16 protein-coding genes are annotated in these 21,441 nt (G+C 63.0%); 4 read left to right on the top strand and 12 right to left on the bottom strand.

The window, feature by feature from the left end; genetic code table 11:
* Positions 1–5 precede the first annotated feature (5 nt).
* Positions 6–422 (bottom strand): sulfite exporter TauE/SafE family protein, encoded by a 417-nt coding sequence (locus tag EA187_RS11485; RefSeq protein ID WP_164856214.1) that lies wholly within the window; start codon positions 420–422, stop codon positions 6–8.
* Between the two features lie 188 nt (positions 423–610).
* Here EA187_RS11485 and EA187_RS11480 point away from each other — a divergent pair, with 188 nt between their 5' ends.
* A complete protein-coding gene (locus tag EA187_RS11480; protein WP_115604414.1) occupies positions 611–949 on the top strand; it encodes a hypothetical protein in 339 nt (112 codons plus the stop codon).
* 100 nt (positions 950–1,049) lie between these two features.
* Here the strand turns inward: EA187_RS11480 and typA are convergent, their stop codons facing one another.
* From typA to EA187_RS11430, 10 genes are all read right to left on the bottom strand, one after another.
* Positions 1,050–2,849, bottom strand: coding sequence for a translational GTPase TypA (gene typA, locus EA187_RS11475; protein ID WP_115604412.1), 1,800 nt, complete (start codon positions 2,847–2,849; stop codon positions 1,050–1,052).
* 98 nt (positions 2,850–2,947) lie between these two features.
* Complete coding sequence (locus EA187_RS11470; RefSeq protein WP_115604410.1) at positions 2,948–5,179, bottom strand: tetratricopeptide repeat protein; 2,232 nt, start codon at positions 5,177–5,179, stop codon at positions 2,948–2,950.
* Positions 5,180–5,225: 46 nt separating this feature from the next.
* Positions 5,226–7,133 (bottom strand): serine/threonine-protein kinase, encoded by a 1,908-nt coding sequence (locus tag EA187_RS11465; protein ID WP_127780339.1) that lies wholly within the window; start codon positions 7,131–7,133, stop codon positions 5,226–5,228.
* Positions 7,134–7,370: 237 nt separating this feature from the next.
* Entirely contained in the window at positions 7,371–9,062 is a 1,692-nt protein-coding gene (locus EA187_RS11460) for a transglutaminase-like domain-containing protein (protein ID WP_127780338.1), read from the bottom strand.
* Between the two features lie 133 nt (positions 9,063–9,195).
* A complete protein-coding gene (locus EA187_RS11455; protein WP_115604403.1) occupies positions 9,196–10,752 on the bottom strand; it encodes an MlaD family protein in 1,557 nt (518 codons plus the stop codon).
* A gap of 40 nt (positions 10,753–10,792) precedes the next feature.
* The gene (locus EA187_RS11450; protein WP_115604401.1) at positions 10,793–11,572 is read right to left on the bottom strand and encodes an MlaE family ABC transporter permease; all 780 of its coding nucleotides are present in this window, start codon (positions 11,570–11,572) and stop codon (positions 10,793–10,795) included.
* A 140-nt stretch (positions 11,573–11,712) separates the two neighbouring features.
* Positions 11,713–12,798 (bottom strand): hypothetical protein, encoded by a 1,086-nt coding sequence (locus tag EA187_RS11445; RefSeq protein WP_127780337.1) that lies wholly within the window; start codon positions 12,796–12,798, stop codon positions 11,713–11,715.
* Positions 12,795–13,358 (bottom strand): peroxiredoxin family protein, encoded by a 564-nt coding sequence (locus EA187_RS11440; RefSeq protein WP_127780336.1) that lies wholly within the window; start codon positions 13,356–13,358, stop codon positions 12,795–12,797. Before EA187_RS11440 ends, EA187_RS11445 begins: the two co-directional genes overlap by 4 nt.
* A 20-nt stretch (positions 13,359–13,378) precedes the next feature.
* A complete protein-coding gene (locus EA187_RS11435) occupies positions 13,379–14,200 on the bottom strand; it encodes an MBL fold metallo-hydrolase (protein ID WP_164856213.1) in 822 nt (273 codons plus the stop codon).
* Positions 14,201–14,276: 76 nt separating this feature from the next.
* A complete protein-coding gene (locus tag EA187_RS11430; RefSeq protein ID WP_164856212.1) occupies positions 14,277–14,678 on the bottom strand; it encodes a hypothetical protein in 402 nt (133 codons plus the stop codon).
* Positions 14,679–15,005: 327 nt separating this feature from the next.
* Here EA187_RS11430 and EA187_RS20635 point away from each other — a divergent pair, with 327 nt between their 5' ends.
* The 3 genes from EA187_RS20635 to EA187_RS11410 all read left to right on the top strand — a co-directional run bounded on the left by EA187_RS20635 (position 15,006) and on the right by EA187_RS11410 (position 21,116).
* Positions 15,006–17,885 (top strand): EB domain-containing protein, encoded by a 2,880-nt coding sequence (locus EA187_RS20635; RefSeq protein ID WP_206524275.1) that lies wholly within the window; start codon positions 15,006–15,008, stop codon positions 17,883–17,885.
* Positions 17,886–18,037: 152 nt separating this feature from the next.
* Entirely contained in the window at positions 18,038–19,918 is a 1,881-nt protein-coding gene (locus EA187_RS11415; RefSeq protein WP_127780333.1) for a serine/threonine-protein kinase, read from the top strand.
* A 40-nt stretch (positions 19,919–19,958) separates the two neighbouring features.
* Positions 19,959–21,116, top strand: coding sequence for a PEGA domain-containing protein (locus EA187_RS11410; RefSeq protein ID WP_164856211.1), 1,158 nt, complete (start codon positions 19,959–19,961; stop codon positions 21,114–21,116).
* 11 nt (positions 21,117–21,127) lie between these two features.
* On the opposite strand, the gene EA187_RS11405 is transcribed toward EA187_RS11410, so the two are convergent.
* Positions 21,128–21,415, bottom strand: a complete 288-nt coding sequence (locus tag EA187_RS11405) for a DUF493 domain-containing protein (protein WP_115604390.1) — start codon at positions 21,413–21,415, stop codon at positions 21,128–21,130.
* Positions 21,416–21,441 lie beyond the last annotated feature (26 nt).

Raw genomic sequence — 21,441 nt, 5'->3', positions numbered from 1 at the left:
CCATCTCAAACGCCGAGATGCTCACGACCGCGAGCAGTACCCACCGAACCCATTGGCCGGCATGAGGCCAGCGGACCATCATCCGCGCGCCAGGCCACCCTCCGGTGCCCTGCCCCCGGCGCGACCACCAACCCGGCCGGCCAGTTGACCTGGCCCCGGGTGATAAAGATCGGCAACGAGGCCAGTGTAAACACGCTCACCGCCACACGTTTAAGCGCGTTGGCACGCGCAACGTCTTTGCCGAGCACCATCACCATCGCCATCAAGAGCAGCACGCCGACTCCGGCCTGTAAAAACCCTCCCCAGATGCCGACGGCAACCAACAGCAGCGCACGCGCCGTGGCGAAGCCTTCTTTGCGTGCGTCCCCTCCCTGACGCCTCCACCTCTGGGGTCGAGTCCGGCCAGAACCACCAGCGGCCACATCTCCACGCTGAGCTCCATCGGCCCCCCTGGCGTTGCAATCTTTTGCAAGTGAAATTTTTGGGCATCGTCGCAATCCGCATTACAACCAGAACGTCGGGCAACCGACGATCCCCCTCAATGCCCGGCCCGGGCTGCCACCCTGGCCGGACACGCTTCCCGAAGCCACGGACGGCAACAGGAGCAACAATGCGACAGATTCTCTGCACATTCAAAACGCCCGACGACTACTTCGAGCAGCTGAAACGCTACAACGAGCACTCCCGCCACGGCGACACGCTTGCCTTCCTGGGAGCGTTCGGACTTCGTGATGGCGAAGTTGTGCGCGTGGGCATCATCGTCGAGAGCTGTCAGCAACGCACCGATCTGCATATGCGCATCGTTGAACGACGCCCTTCCCGCGTCGGTGCCGAGCGCGGTGCCCCCTGGCGCTACCAGGCGGTTGTCACTACCGAGGATGCCATCTGGCTTCAGATGTTCTCCTCGAAGATGGTGACGCTTAAACGCGTCGGTCATCAGTCGGCTTAACCCCAAAGCCCCAGGCTCGGGTCCAATGGCCCCGAGCACCCCACAAAAAAAGCCCCCGGAGCGCCTACTCCGGGGGCTTTTTTATGTAGCTTTGACGAGCTTACTTACGTTTGCGCAGGCTGTGGTTGAGCTCGGCCTTACGCAGACGAATGGAGGTCGGCGTGATCTCCACGTACTCATCGGCCTCGATAAACTCGATGGCCTTCTCCAGCGTCATCGAGACCGGCGGAGAGAGAATCAGCGCATCATCGCTTCCCGAGGAGCGCATGTTGGAGAGCTGCTTCTTTTTGTTGGGGTTCACAACCAGGTCATTATCACGGCTGTGCAGACCGATGATCTGACCGTCATAAACCGCCTCACCGGCACCCACGAAGAGCGTGCCGCGATCCTGCAGGTTGAAGAGCGCGTACGCAGTGGTATCACCCCGCTCCAGCGCGATCAGCACACCGTTACGCGAGCTCAAGAGCTCACCGCGGAAGGGCTCGTAACCGGCGAAGTTGGTGTACATGATGCCCGTGCCACGGGTATCGGTCAGGAACTCCGAGCGGTACCCGAAGAGCCCGCGCGACGGCACCCTGAACTCCAGGCGCTGGGTGTTGTCGCTGTTGACATCCAGACGCACAAGCTCGCCCTTACGCTCACTGAGCTTCTGAATGACCGTCCCGGCGTAATCCTGCTCGGTTTCGACGATGACCTCTTCGATCGGCTCGAGCTTTTTACCGTTCTCGTCTTCGCGATAGATGACGCGCGGCTGCGAAACCTGCATCTCGAACCCCTCGCGTCGCATCTGCTCGATGAGAATCGAGAGGTGAAGCTCACCACGACCCGAGACGATAAACGCATCGTTGTTCTCGGTTGGCTCCACCTTGAGCGCCACGTTCTGCTCAAGCTCACGGTCCAGACGCTCGCGAATCTGGCGACTGGTCAGGTACTTGCCCTCCGTACCTGCAAAGGGCGAGTTGTTGATCATGAGCACCATCGAGACGGTGGGCTCATCAATGGCGATCATAGGCAGCGGGTTGACCGCGTCCGGCGAGCAGATGGTCTCACCGGGCAGAATGCCCTCCAGACCGGCCACCGCCACGATGTCGCCAGCACTGACTTCTTCGCGATCGACGCGGTCCAGCCCCTTGAAACCAAAGAGCTTGGTGATGCGAGCGCCAACCTGCTCACCGTTGATCTGGCAACGCACCACACGATCACCGATGCGCATCTTGCCGCTGAAGACGCGACCGATCGCCACACGCCCGAGGTACTCGTCGTACTTCAGCGTGGCGACCTGCATCTGCAGCGGGCCTTCGGGATCATCCTTGGGCGGGTCCACATACTCGACGATCGCTTCGAGCAGCGGGCGCATGTCGGTGGACTCGTCCTCGAGTTCTTTTTTGGCAAATCCACCCAGGCCGGAGGCGTAGACCACCGGGAAGTCGAGCTGCTCGTCGTTGGCCTCCAGATCCCCGAAGAGATCGAAGACCATGTTGAGCACGGCGTCGGGGCGGCCGTTGGGGCGGTCGATCTTGTTGATGACCACCACCGGTTTAAGCCCGAGCTCCAGCGACTTGCGCAGCACGAACTTCGTCTGCGGCATCGGGCCCTCAAACGCGTCGACAAGCAGGAGCACCGAGTCGACAAGTTTGAGCACACGCTCAACTTCACCACCGAAGTCAGCGTGGCCCGGGGTGTCAATGATGTTGATGCGGTAGCCTTCCCAGTCAATGGCCGTGCACTTGGCCACGATGGTAATGCCACGCTCTTTCTCCAGATCGTTGGAGTCCATCGCACGTACGGCCAGCTCCCTGTGGCCCGCGATGGTATTGCTCTGCTTGAGAAGCTCGTCGATGAGAGTGGTCTTGCCGTGGTCGACGTGCGCGACGATGGCGATGTTTCGAATGTTGGTCATGGGATCTGTGCCGGGATTGTCCAAAAGCGAAGTCAGCTCTCCGCCCTGGCCTCTCCGAGGCGGCGCTGGTACGGCTGCTCTTTGGACGTCCAAGGCACTTACGCTACCTGAATTCCCAACTGAGGCCGCAGGGACAGATATTGCTCACTCACTGAATAGTCAATAAGAGACCGCATTCGACTTTCCAGTGAGCGCTGACTGATGCAACGCGGCTCTTCTCTCAAACATGCCTCTGCAACCGAAAGATCATCGCAAAAAATCAGCCCAATGCGGTTTGCGGTGTCCTCAATCGCCTCCACCCAGGGGCCCAACGCAATCTCATCGCGTCCCTGCAACATCTCCTCAATAACGCGTTTGAGTTTGCCCATCTCCTCCCCGCGGAACGCGCGCTTCATCACCTTAAAGGCGTCTTCATTCTGGAAGCTCGCTGCGTAGTCGACCTCCGGCCGAACCAGCGCAACCGCGCGGTAAAGGAAGGCTTCCAGGTCAGACTGCGGGCGAATCGCCGCCAGATAGAAAGGGTCCAGGAAGAGAAAAAGCTGCTTGGCGACCACAAACGCGATGTGCTTCTCACGCGCCGATGCCAGGAGGTCACCGCCCACAATAAGCCCCTCCGGAATCATCGCACCATTGACCAGCCCGATCTGATCGTCTTTTCGCCAGAGGTCGGGCAATTCCACATAGCCGAGCGCCGCCCCGACGTTTTTGTAAAAGTTGTTAAAGGCGACGTTATCACTGATTTTGACACGGTCGCGGCGTTTGAGCCCGTAGGTGCTTCGCGCTTCCCCGGTCCACTCCTGGAGTGGACCCTTCAGAAGTCGAAAACACTCGTTGAGCTCCGACTCCAGCCCCGGGGCAAAGACGTACCGTCGCATCATCGCCGGATTGATCTGACCACGAATCGGCTTGAGGATTTTGGAGTCGAAACGCTCCACAAACCCCAGCGCTTTGGCATCAAGGCGCACACCGCTGGCCCGCAGCGCGCGGTAGACACAGTAGGCCTTATCGACCTCTTTCTGACGCAGAAAGACCTTACCCAGCCGATCGAGCCATTGACCGGGCTGCACGCCCGGGGTCTGCCCCATCGCACGCAGATGCGCCACCGCCGTCTCGTAGTGCTCCGGGTGTTCCTCGGTCAGCGCCACCAGCTGCCCGCGGAGTCCGGCATGGTCCGGCAGGTAGGCCAGGGCCTGATTAAAGGCAAAGATCGCGTCACCGGCCCGATCGAGGTGGTCACGGTAGAGGTCTCCGAGCTTCTGCCAGAGCACACCGAGGAGGTTCGGATCGACATCCTGGCGTTCCGTGTTCGCAGCGATCACCTGGACGTAGGCCGCCTCAAGCTCCTCCCAGTCCAGTGCATCGACCAGAATCGAGGTCACCGATTTGAAGGCATCGAGGCGCGTGGAGTCGTACTCCAACGCTTTGCGGTAGCCGGCCAGAGCCTTTTCGGACTCCCAGAGTTCGGTGCGAGCCACATCGCTTGAGCGGATCAGGTACTCGGCCTTCTCCGGGAAACTCTCAGCGATGACGCTCAGCGTGAAATAGGCACGACAGACTCGCCGAAAGTCGCCCAGCTCACGGGCAACCTCCGCGATGCGCTCGACGGCGTGACGGTTCTGAGGCCATTGGGCCACCGCCTCTTCAAACGTATCGAGCGCGCGCTCCGGATCGTTGAAGGTCTTAACCCAGTCATCGCCCAGCGCAACCAGCGCCATGGAGCGGGCGCGGTCATCATCAAGCCCCTGAATCAATTTCAGGCGAGCCTCGACCACATCAGCCGGGTCACCGAGCTCGCCAACAGCGCGGAGAAGCCCGGTGAGGGCCTGCTTGTCTTCGGGGGACTCCACCAGCGCCATCTCAAAGGCGGCGCGGGCCTCTTTATGATCACCAAGCGCCTCGCGCAGCGCACCGATCCGATCGTAGAGCGCGGCAACCTCGCCGGCCTCCAGCCCCTGCTTATGATTGAGCAACACCACCTGGGCGACCTGCAGGGCCTCCCGATGCTGCCCCCTGGCTTCCAGCAACTCGGAGTAGGTCGAGGCGACCTCCTGCTCGCGCGGATCGATGGCGTAGGCCCTGGCGAAGGCATCACAGGCGCGATCGCCATCGTTGACCGCGACATAAACCTGCCCCAACCAGCTGTAAAGCCACAGGTTTTCGACCGCATCTCGCGTGGCATCGGCCTGGCGCGCGACCTCTTCGAGGCGAAGGCGTGCTTTCTCGACGCTTCCCTGCGAAATCAGCGCTTCGACATCTGCACGATGCTGAGCGAGAGGAACTGGAGAGGGGCCAAACTCAAGCCCGCTTTGCTCGTGCTGCACTTCGACCATCGCCTACTCCCGCACCGTTAAGGACCGCATCACGTGGGGCTCCGGGTTAAAATGGAGCCTCCAAGACCACCATTCTATGAGCCCCCGCCACCACGTCAACTGTCTGGCGCGCCCGCACCTCCCCGTGTTGGCGCAGGGAAAGTTCGTGGCGCCCGGCAGGAAGCTCCAGGCGTTGGCGGGTCGCTTCGCCGCGCGCGCGTCGTCCGACGTAGAGCGTGCCCCAGGGAATCAACGTGACCTGCACGGTGCCCGTGCGGGGCGTGGCACGTTCAACAGCTTCCGCCACCGAGGACGCGACCTGCACGGCGGTGGCTCCCCCGGTCGACGCCCCCGATCTCGCGCCCTCTTCGGCTGCAGTACCCGTCGCCTTCAGGTAGGCGGCCTGAAGTTCGGAGCGTGTTGCTTGAAGCGCGTCGTGCTTCGCCTCGCTCGCCATCCGGGTGCTGCCCCGCGCTTCATCCGGGGAATGGACCACCGGGGCAGCCTGAGAAGCGCCGCCGTTTTTGCCCAGAAAGCCTGTCATCACAACGATGGTCGCGAGCAGTGCGGTAGCGGCCAGCACCGCGGCGATCGCCGGCCGAAAGCGCCGACGTAGCATCAAAGGACGCCTTTCCGTATGTGCGGCAGGCGTCACACCGCTTTCAGCAAGAGCCAGCACAGCGGTATCTTCTCGGGCTCCCGGCGCCTGAATAACGCGAGGGCCGGAGCACTCCTCAAGCGAAATCTCACCGCCATCGCCTGTGACCTCTTCGATAACCATCGAAGCCGCCACCTCCGAGGTGGTTGCGCCACCGGGGGCCGACGAGCCATCCCCGGCCCCACCGCTCTCCCCGGCAAGTGCGTCGGCCGGAGCTCCGGCGGACACACCCGTTTCTCCTGTGGCGCGTTCGCCCGAGCCGACCACCTCGCCATCCTCGGCCGAGGCGGAGGCCACGCGCCGGTGTGTGGCCGCCGTGTGCTCCTGGCCGGTATCCACCGCGTCGAGCACCCGGGTATGGGCTGCGGCAACCTGGGAGTTCAGTTGTGGCCACTCCTCGGTGGTGCGTTGCCCGCTCTCGGAGGCGTCTTGAAACGCGGCGTCGGAAGTGTCTCCCAGGGCCTCTCGGAGTGCCTCGACCATTGCCACCGTTGAGGAGTAGCGATGCTTCGGAGCCTTCTCCAGAGCGCGCAAAATCGCGTCTTCAAACGCCTGACTCACCCGAAGCTCCGGGCAATAGGTGCGCAGCGGCAAGGCCCGCTCATTGATATGGCGCAGCGCTGTCTCCATCGGTGTGGCCGCCGAGAAGGGGTTGCGTCCGGTCAACATCCGATAGGCCACCACCGCCAGCGCATACTGATCGGATCGCGCGTCGACCTCACCGCCCAGCAGTTGCTCCGGGGCCATATACTGCGGCGTGCCCACCAGCGTGCCCGTCTGCGTGAGCCCCTCATCCTCGCCCGCCCCGGTCAACGCCTTTGCGATTCCGAAGTCGATGACTTTGACAAAGTCCCTTTGGCCAGCCCGCTCTACGAGCATGATGTTCTTGGGCTTCACATCGCGATGCACCAGACCCTGGAGGTGCGCATCCTCCAGACTTTGCGCGACCTGCGTGAGAATCGCCACGGCCCGCTGTGGCGCGATGGACTGCTCCAACTCCAGAAGCTCATCGAGGGTCTGACCGTCGAGAAACTCCGTGACCAAAAAGAGAAACCCCGTCTCCTCATCGACCCCGAAGTCGTAGAGCACCAGCGTATGCGGATGGGTCAGCCGACTTGTGGCGCGCGCCTCAGCCCGAAAACGCTCCTCGACACGATGATCGTCAGCGCGCCCCGGCAAAAGCACCTTCACCGCACAACGCCGGTCCACCGAGAGCTGCCGTGCTTCAAACACCGCACCGTAGCCCCCCTTGCCGATCATGTCTTTAAGTTCAAAACGCCCCGCGATCACCCGTCCATTAAGATCATCCAGTCGCATCGCACGCCCTCGTAAGGCTGGCCAGCACCCGCAGTGCTGCACCGGTCCATCGCGTTTTCACCACGCGGCCGAGCCTACGACGAAACTTCCTCGCTCAGTCACAAACGACTTGCCAGAGAAGTCCCCCTCACAACGTGTGGACGTCCTCTTGAGCTTTTTCCAGTGCGTGAAGTCTAACACGCGAGTGCTTCGAATCAACCCGCAACACCGCGCCACCAGCCCGAGAGGCTGATCGACCTACTCGCCGACGGGACGAGCCTTGAGAACCCACCTCCCCAGGCTCACCTGCCGTGGCACGGTCCATTCCCCGACGAAGTCCCCCGAGGTCTGCACGTCAGCCTCTCCCAGCGACACACCACGCTCAAAACCGGCGGCCCCGGCCGGCACCAGCAACACCTCCACCCGACGTGCTCCTCCCCGCACCACACGACCGCGCACACGCATCGCCGCTCCGCGCATCACCGCCCCGCTGGCGTCGAGGATCTCGACCTGTGGCGGCCGGACGGCCAGCTCAAGCTCTCGGGACTCGTCCCCCGGCGGGCTTACCCGCTGTGCCGCCATCGACGCAGCGTCGCGTGTAGGGTCACCGCTGCTCTCACGTTCTGCCTCAGAGACGGTCTCACCGGCTGCGTCACTCGAGAGCCCACCGGCGCTCTCACCGCTCTCGAACGCGATGATCTCGTCGAGGTAGCGCTGCGGCTGCGGAAACCCGTCGCGTTCGCCACCTCGATGCACGGAGTTCGAGCCCATGTTTTGATAGTTAAACCCATCGGCCGCACCTCCCAGATCGATGCGCCGCCAGCCCTGCGCCGGCCAACGCACTTCCACGAAGGCATGAGCCTCGTTGTACACATAGCGGCTCTCCAGCCCCAGGGACCCTGCGCTCACCAGAAACGCCAACGCCCGGTGGCGACAAACGCCTACCTGCAACGCGGAGATGGCCTCGTAGCGGTCGCCCCCCGCCTCGTCCTGCGGGAAGGGGCGCGCCTCAAAGTCACGATAATATCCGACCAGGGCACGAAGCGCCTCCACCGGCGAAAGTCCTCGATCGATACCACGCGCCCCCAGCACACGCGCAGCCACCGCGCGGGCATCCGCGTCAGCTAACACGCGCTCCGGCGTCGCGAACTGCTCCCAGCCTACGCGTTCATCGAGCGCCCCATCGAAGTAAAAGCGGCTAACTGCAAGTTCGAGATTCACCCGCACAACACCGTCAACATCACCGCGCAAGAAGAAGTTGTCGGACCCATCGCGCAGCACCTCGACGTCCACCAGGGGTTCCGCGACCACCTGCACCACGCGCTGCTCGGGTGACACGCTGGGAATGGGGTGGGCTCGACCGGCCTCCATTCGCACCAGAAAGCTCCCCCAGAACCGATCCTCCCCACCCCGGGCGGCGCCACCGCCCACCGGCACCGACGTTAACGACGACGAGCGCCGACGTGTGCTGTACGTACCATCGACCTGACGAACCACCCCATCATGCGCCACACCCCGCTTCCAGGGCACCACGCTGGGCTCAAAACTCGCCTGATAATCAAGCGCTCGAACGCGATCGGTATGGGTATCGAGGGTGGCATTGCCGGTGGCCGGGTCGAGCCCGCCGTGAGGAGGCTCCAGGGGCGACTGCGCCACAGGCCCGTCCGCCGTCCAGAACCACTCCCGGTCACCGGCCTCCACGCTCAAGCCGGGCTGCCCCTCCCCGCTCCAGGTGCTGGGCGCCGCGCTCCCCTGCTCGCCAGAACTCGAGCCTCCCCCCGGCGTATCGGTGTCCACAGCCTCAAAACGCGCTGCGTCCAGGTGGCGATGCAGCAAGCGATCGCCACGTCGCGACTCCTGGGACCAGAGCAGCGCCGGCACTACCAACACCACCGCTGCCGTAGTCCCCATCACGCGCCATCGCCACCGCTGTGCCAGCCTTCGTCGCACACCCTTCTCCCACGCGTCGCCTCGCCAGGACGCACCCTACGCACCCGGTGCTCTCGATGGAGGCATGTCACGACGAGCACCGCTTGCTGAATGCATCGTAGCAGCCCCACCATCGCCCCGGACTCGGGGCACCTTAAGGCGTGGGCACACCGGTGGTCGTCAACAACGCTTTCAAGTCTTCATCATCAAAGCGAATCCCCGCCCCGATGAAGTAGTCCCTCCGATCGGGGTTAATCACGTCGTCGATGCCCCCGGAGATATACGCAAACTCCAAGAAGCGATACGTGCCGTAGGCGCGAAGGCGAGGATTCTCGGCGGCGCTGAAATCAAAGAGGTCGGTCTGAACCTCCAGCCGCCTGTCGGGGAACAGTCCCACAGTCGCACCGATTCCGCCGGTGCTCTCGATGATCCCAAAACGCCCCCCGAGGCGCAGCCAGTCCGAGGCCTGAAACGAGCGCCCCAACACCAGACTGAACTTGAACTCATCGGTCGTTGTGGTGCGCGTCTCCTGATAGAGCGCGTCATCCACCGAGGGGTCCGTGGTATTGACTCGCTCGGTCACCACCGAGGTCGAGCCGCGGAAGTCGTCGACAAACTCAAACATATAATACTTGTCTTCGTTGGGCTCGAGCCGCAGCCCGAAGACGTTTTTGAGCTGCTGATTCTGCAGGTGGTATTCGCTGCGAAGCTCCACAATCGTGCGCAGCCGCGTCACCCTGCCCAGGAAGTCGCCGGCGTCTTCAAGAATCTGCTCGGTGCGGTAGGCAATGGTCGGGTTGTTGATGAGTTCACCCACCGTACCCTCACCCTCATTGATCTTCTCGGTGATGTCCTGAACGTTCTGCAGACTGTAGTTGAGCGAGTCGAGCGTGCGCTGCAGTCTGGCCAGCGTGCCCTGCATGGTCCCCAGGCCCGCCTGCACATCGGTGGTGGACTGCCCGATGATGTAGCGCACCTCCTGCACAATCGCCTCGGTATCCCGCAAGATCGTATCGATCGACTCCGAGCCCCGCGCCGTCAAGAAACTGATATCACGCCCGATATTCGACGCATCGGTGACCAGCTGATCGAGCTTCACGCTGTTGGTCACCACGAACTGATTGAGCGTCGCCAACACATTCTGCATATCGTCGAGCATCTGCTGGATGCTGCGCTGAGCGTCCTCATTGCCGAATACCGTGGCGAGCGAGTTGGTGACCGCCTGAATATCTTTGGTAATGTCGTTGAGACGTTCAAAGAGCTCATCCGGACCCACATCCTTGATAATGTTGCGAATCGGATCGCCGTTCTCCAGGACACGACCCTCGGTCCCGGGGGTCAGCTCCAGATAATAATCGCCAATGAGACTGGCCTGTCGCTTGGCCAGCGCGGCCCCGTTGGTATCGAGCCCATTGGGGTTGAGTTGCCCCTCATAGAGCACGACATCACCCCGAACCGAAACCTCCACCCGGGCGCGGCTGCCATCGAGACGAATCGAGTCGATCGTGCCCACCGGTATGCCCGCCATCTGAATGCGCGACCGCACTGCCAGGCCGGTCACATCTTCAAAATGGGCGTAGTAGCGCTTGGACGCCTCGGCATCCATGTCCATATCGCCGCTGAGCAACGTCACCATCACGATGGTCGCGGCCACCCCGGCGATCACCAGCAACCCCACCTTAAACGGTGTCATGACATCAGCTAACTTCATCGCGCTACCGCCTCACTCAGAGACATCTCTACGACCGACTTCAAAGGGACCACATCGACACGGTCAGAGCGTAGTCTACCAGCAAAATAGAAATGCTGCTGGTCACCACCGAGGAGGTGGTCGCCTCACCCACGCCTTTGGCCCCGCCCGAGGCATAGAACCCCTTGTAACACCCCACCAGCCCGATAATCAGCCCGAAGCTCGCCGCCTTGATCGTGCTGAACAGAAAATCCTGCGCGGTGATAAAACGCGTGATGTGATGAAGGAAGATCCCCGGGTCGGAGTTCATCACCTCCACCGACAACAGGTAGGCGGCGCCAATCCCCACAAAGTTAAAAAGCATGTTCAGCACCGGCACCATCAACGTGGTTGCCAGAATGCGCGGCATCACCAGGTACTGAATGGGATTGACCGCCATCACCGCCATCGCATCGATTTGCTCGGTGACCCGCATCGTCCCGAGCTCCGTGGTCATCGCACTGCCGGTTCGTCCGGCGACCATCAGCCCTGTAAACACAGGGCCGAGCTCGCGAAGAAGGCTGATCGCAACCGTCGCTCCGACCAGCGTTTCAGCGTTAAACATCCGAAACGCCATATCCGACTGGTACGCCAGCACAAGTCCCGCAAAGAGCCCGGTGAGCAGCACGATAAAGAGACTCCCCACCCCTACCGACTCAAAGCTCTGGAAGACGACTCGCACCCGAAACGGGGGACGAAACATCCACACCAGCGCCGAGATGAGCATCGTCGTCAGCTGACCGATCTCTTCGATCGCGCCGATGACTTTCTCCCCCACTCTTTCAACACCGCGCTTTAACATCGCGCTCTTTCATGTCGCGGAGAGCCCCGGCGAGCGCCCCTTACCAACCACCGTCATTGAGCAAACTACCGCAGAGGGCTTTACCACAACGACGGCGTCACGGTCACTTCCAACCGTCCCGCCCGGTTTCTGAGGTGCAATCAGCGTCGCCGCATCAGCACCGTCACCTTGAGGGCGTCGGCCTGAGCAGGGAGATCGTCACGGGCAGCCAACTCCGAGATACGGTCGCGAATGCACCTCTGAAGTGTGGGTCGCTGCAACGTATCGAGCAGCACACGGGCTCCCTCGTCGCTACCCGGGAGCGACATTCTTAACACCACCGCCCCCTGCAGCGAGCGATTCTCCGCCAGCGCGCGCACATAACAGGGGTACACCGCGCGCTCCACGCGGCCCCGCCAGGTCGCCTCCTCTTGCTTGAGCGTCGCGTCATCCAGGGGAGTCTCGCCAGACCACCACATCAGGTCGCTAACTTCGACCTGCGGTGCGGCTCGCTCCGCAGGCTCCTTCCCCGCGCCGGCCAGCGCACTCTGCTGCAGATACCACTGGTGTCCGAACTCGGTACGGTAAGTCGCCAGCACACCCTCACTGGCGTCCACCAGCGCAGCGCGCAGAAGATCGCTCGTCACAACGCGCTGCCCGTCCTCGCCTTCGCCGCAGAAGGTCTGCTCATAGTCATCATGAGCAGCCAGCAACACCTCCACGCGCAGGAACACCTCCCCCATCGCCGCGCGGGTCATCACGTCTTCGACCTGATCTTCGCCCACCTCAAAATAGAGCACACACTCATTGCGAAAACGCAGCGTGTCGCCGGCGCCCACCACCGGGTGGTAACGAAACCCACTCACACTGAGCAAGCCGCTGACCCGATCGTAGCCCAGCGAGGACTCATCCACCCCGTAGATATCGAGTTCGTAAAGGCGATGAACCACATCGCGCCGCGCCTCATAGTAACGTGTATGCGCCTCATCCGGACAGCGCCGCTCCGCGCCCGCGCTCCCGAGCTCGCCAGGCTCAACCGAAACATGCCCGGAGGACATCGCATCTGGCGAGCGCCCTGCCTCACCGCTGCCCTCGGCCATCGCGGACATCTGCGGCGAGCTGTACGCGCAGATCGCGTCGAACTGATGCTCTTCGGTCAGGCGCGCGGGCTCCTCCGCACTCACCCCGGCACCGAAGGCCAGCAGAAACACCCCACACGTCAAAAAGCTCGCGCACCCCTTGCTCATAGCAAGGCCTCAATCAGCTGCCGCGCTTCAGGTCGCGTCCAGTCATAGTCGCCAACGAAGCGCGCGATGACCGTGCCATCGCGATCGATGATGTAGGTCTCCGGGATCATCTCGGTGCCGTAAAGGCGGCTAACCTGGTTTTCAGCGTCCAGCAACACCGTCATCGCGCTGCGCTGACCGGGCAAAAACTCCTGCATAAACCCGTCGACCTCCGTCCACTCCGCATCCAGACTCACCGCCACCATCACCATGCCCTGGTCCCGATACTGGCGCACCAGGGCCTCCATCGAGGGCATCTCTTTTCGACAGGGCTCGCAAAAGCTCGCCCAGAAGTTCAAAAAGACCACCTGCCCCTGGTAGCGCGAAAGGGCGTGCATCTGCCCCTGGCGATCGGGGAGCTCAAAGCCAGGAGCAGCGCGGTCCACCCACTGCCCCTCCAGCGCCACCACGGCATCGAGCAGACCCGGATCGCGGTAGAAATACCACGATGAGCCGCCCACACCGGCGATCAGCGCCACCAGCGCCGCCACAATCATCCATCGTACCTGTCGATCGAACATGGGGTCCTGCTCGTTGGTAGTTACCAGCGGTCTCGAAGCGCCCTCAGACACCGAAACACCGCCTCATCTTCGCTCTGAGACTGCGCCCGGGCAGCCTCCAACGACTCCCCGTAGCGCGACGAAAGCGCCTGACGCAAGCCCGGATCAGCAAGTCGCAAAAAGGGGTTATAGGCGCGCTCCTGGCCCAGGGTACTTTCAAAGCGCTCACGGGGCCCGGACGCCTTCGCCTGCTCTAACACCGCCCCGGCCTCACGATGTTCCGGCTCGATCGAGAGAATGAACTCGCAGTTTCGTGCCGTGTAGTCGTGGCCGGCATAGAAGATCGTGTCATCGGGCAACGCTCCGAGCACATGTGCAAAGGTCGAAAACTGCACGCCCACATCCCCGCCCGCGCGGCAATGGCCCGCCCCACCCGAGAAGATCACGTCCCCGCTGAACAGATGCTTGCCATACCTCAAGCTGACATGCCCTTCGGTGTGTCCGGGGGTATCGAGCACATCCAGGCTCAGCTCACCCACGCGCAGCGACTCGCCACCACGCATTTCAACGTCCACCGCTCCGCGCGCATCCCCGGCAAACTGCGCATCGATGCGCTCCCGGTCGCCGGCCGGGCCCACCACCTGAGCGTCGGGAAAGGCTGCCAACACCCCGGCATTGCCAGCCACGTGATCCGGGTGCCAGTGCGTGTTGATCACCCACTCCAGCTCCCATCCGGCCTCACGCACCCGCGCTACAGCCGCTTCGGCATCGACCGGGTCGATCAATCCGGCCCGCCCCCGGGGGTCAACCACCGCGTAAAAGAAGTTATCACTCACACCGCTCGCGATCGTCTCAACCTTCATCGCCTCTCTCCTCGGATTCACCGTCATCTCATGATGAAGCCGCCTTTCGACGCCTGAACACCCACGGGCACCTTCGTTATTCGTCTACCGCCATCGAAGCTCCGGGAGGATGTTGCCTGTGTTCCTCCACCCGCACACCGCAGCGGTGCAGCTCGCGCCGAAGTGCCGCGTACCAGCGAGGTTGTGTCGCCTCGGCGACCACGCTGAGTTGAACGTCAGGCTGCGCCTCCAACGCAGCTCGCAACACCGAGGCACACCTTCGCGCCGATGGTGCCCAACTCGACGGCTTTACGATAACCACGCGAACGATGGGCGGAACATGCGCCTCGCCCACAAAACGCAGCACCAACGCGAGCTCGTCAAGACTCAGCGGGCGATACCACCACAGGTCCCGATCGCCCCCGGGTGGGCGAGCGCTGCCCGGTGCAACCCACAACCTCCCCTCTTCTTCAGGCACCATCCCATCGCATAACTGCACCGCAGCATCCGATCGTCGAACGCCCCCTCCAAACACATGACGCCAGAAGCCTTCGCCCATTCCCACCCTCCTTTGTGGTGTTGCCAGCCGTTCGCCCCCCTCACCCGATGCGCGGAGGCCCCAGGCGCTAGCCTTCCTACCTGTTATCGCGAACCCAACTCAAAGTTTGCGCGCCCCGCAGCGCTCGAGATCCGCCGCCGGTAAACGGTTACTTAGTTGCAAAGTTTTTTTGCGCTGTGTTACCGTCGAAGCGACTCCGTGAACGCCCGCGCGGGACGCGCATCAAAGCGCACTGCTCACCGCCCGGGCCCCCTCTCCCGGCCTACCATGAAGAACGTCTCGACGCTCCGACGCGCCCGTCAGGCTCCCGGCCTGACCGCGCTCGCCCTCATCCTTCTCTGCAGCAGCGCCAGCGGCTGTATGATGGACTTCGATGGCTTCACTTCCGGCGAAACCGGCATCCTCGTCGATACCGATCTTCCCGACGCCACCGATGCCGGAGACGACGTCGATACCGACGCCGAAACCCCCGACGGTGGCGATGCCGACCTTCCGCCCGACGAGGGGGAACCGGGTAGTGTTTGCGCCGAAGACAGCGACTGCACCGGCGAAGGAGTTTGCAGAAGCAACGTCTGCCTGACGCCCTGCACCTTCGCTGAAGACACGTGTTCCGCAGGCTTCTTCTGCTCGGAAGTCGGTGCCGAAGACCTCTGTGTGCCCGCCTGCGACGATCGCGGAACATGCGATGCCCGTAATGTTGGCCGCGATGATTTGAGCTGTGTTTACCTGAAGCAGTCCGGCCTGGCCGCAGGCACCAATGACGTTCGACTGGATCGCGCCTGTCTGGTCGACAGCGATGACGACGGTGTCACCGACGCGATTGACAACTGCCCGGACGTCATTAACCCCACTCAGCGAGACAGCAATGGCGACGGATTGGGAGACGCCTGCAGTGACGAGCCGAGCTGCCACCCCGACGCCGCCGACGGACTGATCATCTACCCTCGGGTCACGCTGCCGGAAGGACAACTCAGCGCGCCACTGGCGATCTACGACCGCGATCTGGTGCTCCTCAGCAACAGCGACGATCCGGCTCGCGCCTCGACGGCCGCAGTACTCGACCGGGCCGCGAGTACCTGGACCGAGATTTCGGACTTGCCCTATCCCGGAGTTGCCCGCTCGGTCACACAGGTCGAGGGGCGCTACACCCTGATCAGCCCCGGCCACAGCCCTCTCTCGGAACGTAAAACCGGTCGCTGGCTTACCGTGATGCCCGGCGGCTCGCTCGGCGCAGAGCTCGATTTCGGGGCGAACCTAAGCTCCCTGAACTCCATCATGATGCCCTCGGGAGTGGTCAAGGGCCTGGGCCGCCCTCCGCAAGAGGAGTCCCTTGCCATCCTGAACATTCTCGGAGGAGGCCGAGTCAACGTTAGAGGATGGACCACTGCGCTCAACGCCAACGCCCCCTTGCAGCTGGTACCCACGCCCTACGACGACGCCGAGTTGGCCCAGTACGACAGCGCCCTTCGCGAAATCGTCGCAATCACCTTCTCGGCGACCGGAGGAATCTCCAGCACGACGCGAATCAGCATCCCGACCACCTGGCCTGCGGTTCCGGTCATCGGTGAAGAAGACCTCGCCGAAGATCTCTCCGGCTTCGATCCGATCATCTTCCCTGCCGCAGCCGGCCAACGCTACCTCTTCGACCGCAACACCGGACGAGCCGGCCGCATCAACGGACCAGGTTTCCAGCGTCTGGCCGACTACGATATTCCCGAGCTCTTTGAGGGGTTAACTCAGACGCATGTCTACGTGCTGCCTCAAGCGCTGGGGCTGGGCGTGGTGGGCCGCCCCGCCGACGCGCCCGACCAGGTCGAGGTCCGCGAGCTTTACTTTAACTGTCACCCGGTCAGCGCAGCTCTCGACGGCGACGAAGACGGCACCGGTGACATCATCGACACCTGCCCCATCACCGCCAACGCCGACCAACTCGACCTCGACGGCAACGGCCTCGGAGACGCCTGCGATGATGATATCGACGGCGATAACATCTCGAACGGCTCCGACATACTGACCATCCCCGGCGAAAACGGTGCCGATCCTCAAACCATCGACATGTCGATGGACGCCGACAACGACGGAACCCCCGATAACGACGATACCGACGTCGATAGCGACGGCATCCTCGACCGCTACGACCCATTCCCCCGCGACAGCTCCAACAACGGCCTGAGAAACACCTGGTCCATTGACTCCGACGGCGACGGTGCCGCCGACAGCCTGGAGCGCTCGCAGGGTTCCAACCCTTTCCACCCCCTCGACACCCCCACCTCACGCAACATCATCTTCCTGACCGAGGACGACTCCGGCTCGCGCACCCTCTATCGCGCCTCCAAAAATGACGTAGAAAACGCCGTCGTGGTGGAGCTTCCTGCGACCATCAATCCTCACGGTCTGCGCATGAGCCCCTCGGGCCGCTTTGTGAGCTTCCTCACCGCGGCCCCCGGACAAACGGAGTCCTTCGGCGTCTATGACCTGACCAACGACGCCTTCCTCTTTGAGCGAAACGTCGGCGCGGCGCTGCGTTCCATCAACATCGTCGAAGAGGGGCCAGACGGCCCCGACACCTATGTCGCCACTCAGCAACGCTTTGGTGACACGTCTCGCTGGCGTATCTCTCAGATTCGCATCAATCCCGACGTCGACGTCACCACGATCTTCTCCGGCATCGACCACATCTGGGAATCCTCGCAGAGCGGCAACAGCGTGATCTTCACGGCCTACGACACCGACTGCCGGGACTGCGCGCTGACCTACGGCCTCGACCTCAACGGTGCTCCCCCGCAACCCATGCTGCTCGGCACCATCCCGGCCGGTGCTCAAGGGCTGCATCACCCCGCCAGCGGCCCTCGCTTCATCACCAGCTGGACGGATGATTCCGGCGCGGCGGTCGTGGGTGAATTCAGCTTCAGCGGCTCCTCCTTCGGCAACGCATTCGGCCCCCTGACGCTTCTGGACCGATTTGAGAGCGTGAACTTTACGAGCATCAACCGCTCGGTACCGCGACAGGTTGTCTTCGCCGCCAGCTCGGATGCTGACACTCCGATGATCTGGGTCCACTCACCCAACGCTACGCTTTCCAAACTTCGCTACCTGCCTGCCGGGGCGGCGGATAATCCGATCGTCGAGCTTCAACTCGCCCCCTGAAAGCGTTTCGATGCTCCCGACTGCCGCCTCGCTGCCTTTGGCCACGCGCCCCCGCTGTGGTAAGACGCTGCGAGGCTTCTCACACCGACCCGCGGGTCCGGTGAAGGGCGCTTTCGAGCTTTTGTTACCGCGCGCAAAGGGATGGTCCGCATATGGCTGCTAAGTTCCCCCAAAAGTTCGGTCCGTATACGCTGCACCAGCTGGTGGCGCGCGGCGGTATGGCCGAGATCTACCGGGCGACCATGCCGGGCATCGGCGGATTTGAGAAAACCGTCGCCATCAAAAAGATTTTGCCCCACCTGGCCGAAAACGATGAGTTCATCACCATGCTCATCGACGAAGCCAACATCATCGTCAGCATCAACCACTTCAACATCGCGCAGGTCTACGACCTGGGGTGCATCGACGACACCTACTACATCGCCATGGAGTACATCCACGGCGTGGACCTGGCCCATATCATCAAGGGCATGGCCCGCCGCGGCCAAACCGTGCCGGTGCCCCACGCCGTCTATATCGGCTCCAGCATCTGCGCCGGACTCCACGTCGCCCACTCCAAGGCCGATGAACAAGGCAACCCGCTCAAGATCGTGCACCGCGATGTCAGCCCCCACAACGTGCTTTTAAGCTATGCCGGTGACGTCAAAATCATCGACTTCGGCGTGGCCAAAGCCGCCGTCAAAGAGAGCCATACCCAGCACGGCGTCATCAAGGGTAAGCTCCTCTACATGGCCCCGGAGCAGGCCAACACAAGCGACATCGACGGCCGCGCCGACCTCTTCGCAGCCGGTCTGATCATCTACAAAATGCTCACCAATCGCCTCCCCTTCGAAGGCGACAATGAGTTTCAGATCTACAACAACATCATGTCCAAGGAGATCACCCCTCCGCGCATCCTGAACCCGCAGGTGCCCGAGGTCGTCGATCAGGTTGTGATGAAGTTGCTCGCTCGCGATCCGGACCAGCGCTACCAGGACGGCTACTCCGCCAAGCAAGACCTCGATCGCGCACTCCACCAGGTCGCGCCTGGCTACACCGTCAACCGACTGAGCCGCTACATCGACGAGAACTTCTCGCCCGGGGCCGAAGAGGCGCGAGCGGCCAGCGGACCAGGCGTCCTGGCGCCCCACACTCCTGCCCACCCCGCGCTGAGTACCGGCCAGCCTGCCACGCCCGCCCCGTACGCAGCAGCCCACGCCGACGATGAGCGCGATACGGTCGACGTGGGCGCGCCGGCCTTCCACGCGCAGATGGCCGCCCACCAGGCCCAGCCCGGCTTCTCGCAGCCGATGCGCGCCTCGACCAGCGCCGCTGACACCGGGGAGTTCCCCGCCGCCGCAGGCCCCGCTACGCTGCGGCCGGCCGCACCGGCGAGCACAAAGAAGAAGATCCCGCCGGCGGCCATCGCCGCCGCGGTCATGAGCGTGGTTGTCGTTGTTCTTCTGGCGCTCGTGGTCATGAACGAAGACGCGCAAGCCCCGGCCCCTGACCCGCGCAGCGCGATCCCGGCCGATGCCATCGTGCGCGCCGAAGATCCTCCTGTCGTGCCGCCCCCGCAAGAGGAGCCCCCGCCCGAGACCATCACAACGCTTCGCTTGGCCTCCACCCCGGAGAGCGCTCGGGTCTTTCGAGATGGCGAGCTTCTCGGCATCACGCCGATCACGTTGGAGCTGCCCGTCTCCGATGAGACTTCCCTCTACGAACTGAAGCTCGAGGGCTACGAAGACGTCGGATTTCGCTATGCAGCGCGCGAAGATAACGAGGTCAATCTGGAGTTGACCGCCCTGAACGATGCCGGTGATGAGCTGCCCGCTGACGAGGAAGTTGCCTCCGCGAATGACCCGGAGCCGGCCCCGCAGCCTGAGCCTGAGCGTCAGCAAGAAGAGCGCCGCAGAGAGGTCGAAGTGGAGCCCGAGCCCGAACCCAGACCCAAACCCCGACGCGATCCGCCCCCGCGGCCCAAAAAGAAGAAAGAGAAAGCGCCGGAGCCCGAACCCGCGCGCGACGACATCATCGACCCCTTCGCGTTTTAAACTCCCGCGTCTTTGCAATGCCCTCATGGCTGAGAACCCTATGGCTACTTCGTCCTCACACACTCGTACCTTTAAGCGGCTGCTCGTGGCCTGCGCCCTGCCGCTCTCGCTCTCGCTGATGATGCCAGCCCCGGCCTTCGCGCAGGATACGATTGAGCAGGCTCGCGAACGCTTTATGGAAGGGCGAGCCTTCTACGATAACGACGAGTACGAGAAGGCCGCCGAGGCCTTTCTGGAGTCCTACGAACTCTCCGGCCGCTCCGAGCTGCTCTACAACGTCGGACAGGCCTACCGCCTGGCCGGAAAGCTCACCGACGCCGAGGCGTACTTCCAGCGCTACCTCTCGGAGCTCCCGGGTGCTCCCAACGCCGGCGAGGTCGCTGACACGGTCATTGAGATCCAGCAGGCGATCGCGGCCTCCATGGCGACCCTGAACGTGACGAGTTCCCCGGAAGGTGCGACCATCCTCGTCGAAGAAACCCGGGAGCGCTGCAACGCCCCCTGTGAGCTCGACCTTGCACCGGGCACCTACACCCTCATCGCGAGCCTCCCCGACTTCGATCAGGCCCGACAGAGCATCACGCTGGAAGCCCGTCAGCGCGAAGAGCTCGCCATGACCCTTCGTGCTGCCGTGCAGACCGGGCGCTTGATGGTCCAGAGCGATCTTTCCGGTGCTACACTCATCGTCGGCGGGCAGAGCTACGCGCTGCCTCTGCAGCGCGCCGTTGAAGTGGAAGCCGGCACCACGACCTTTGCGATTCGCGGAGGCGGCGCGGACTTCTCCGAGAGCGTGGAAGTCCCCGCCGATGACACACTCACCCTCTTTATCCCCGCCTCGGCCATGGGGCAGGGAGGCGTGTTCTCGAACCCGCGCCAGAGTGCGGCCCTGGGCCTGGGCGGGGTGGGTATTGCCCTGGGGGCGGCGGCGACCATCATGGGCATGCAGGCCAGCACCACCTACGACGCCCTCGAGCAGCAGCAAAACGCCTTTGGCGGCGTCAACCGCGAACTTCTCGACACCGGCATCTCCCAGCAACGCACCGCCAACGGCCTCTGGATCGGCGCGGCCGTCTCCCTGTTGGCCAGCAGCGGGCTTTTCGTCTGGGATGTCTTCGCCTCGGGCGATGATGAACCCATCGCCCCCTCCGAGGAGCCCGCCCCCCGGCGCTCCGACGCTCCCGTGGAGCTCCTGGACTGATCCCCACCTGCCTACATCATAAATCGCACGCCCTGCACCGCTCGCAGCAGCTCATAGACATCGAGCACCATCTGCGGGCTCTGGACCTGCGCCGAGAGCGTCACGGCGATGTGCTTTCCCTTGCCGCTTTCACGGGTCTCGACGTCAACATCGGCGTCGCCACCAATGGCGTTGACCGCAGCCTGCACCACGCGGCTGACAAAGGTCGGCTCATTCTCGCCGATGACCTTGAACAAAAATGGCCCCGGAAAGGTGTGCATGGCGTTGAGTCGGTCGATCATCGTCTGTGGATCGCTCATGGCGCTCCTCCTTTTCCCTGTTTGAG

The organism is Lujinxingia sediminis (genome assembly GCF_004005565.1).
Lineage (GTDB): Bacteria > Myxococcota_A > Bradymonadia > Bradymonadales > Bradymonadaceae > Lujinxingia > Lujinxingia sediminis.
This window is presented reverse-complemented; position numbering and strand designations above follow the sequence as displayed.